The organism is Bradyrhizobium forestalis (genome assembly GCF_002795245.1).
GTDB classification, from domain to species: domain Bacteria; phylum Pseudomonadota; class Alphaproteobacteria; order Rhizobiales; family Xanthobacteraceae; genus Bradyrhizobium; species Bradyrhizobium forestalis.
The window spans coordinates 1-449 of record NZ_PGVG01000139.1 but is presented as its reverse complement, the minus strand read 5'-3'; the positions used below and the strand labels follow the sequence as shown (position 1 = coordinate 449).

Here is a 449-nt window from a genome sequence, read left to right as displayed (position 1 = left end):
GACCAGGAGGTGACTTTCTGATGAAGGTCATGGCCCAGATCGCAATGGTGATGAACCTCGTCAAGTGCATCGGCTGCCACACCTGTTCAGTGACCTGCAAGCAGGCCTGGACCAACCGCGAGGGCACCGCGTACATTTGGTTCAACAACGTCGAGACCCGCCCGGGTGTCGGCTACCCCAAGGGGTGGGAGGACCAGGACACCTGGCGCGGCGGCTGGGAGCGCACGGCCTCGGGCCGCCTGCGGCCCCGTTCGGGCGGGCGCCTGCGCCGCCTGGTCAACATCTTCGCCAACCCGGAGATGCCCACGGTCGAGGACTACTACGAGCCGTGGACCTACGAGTACGACAAGCTGCTCTCGGCCCCCAAGGACTCCCCGGCACTTCCGGTGGCGCGCGCCAAGAGCCAGCTGACCGGCGAGTACATGCCCACCATCAAGTGGGGTCCCAAC

At 66.1% G+C, this 449-nt stretch carries 1 pseudogene; it reads left to right on the top strand.

Annotated features, from left to right (window positions below):
- Positions 1 to 20 precede the first annotated feature (20 nt).
- Positions 21 to 449, top strand: a pseudogene (narH, locus tag CVM73_RS38840) (nitrate reductase subunit beta); the annotation flags it as partial.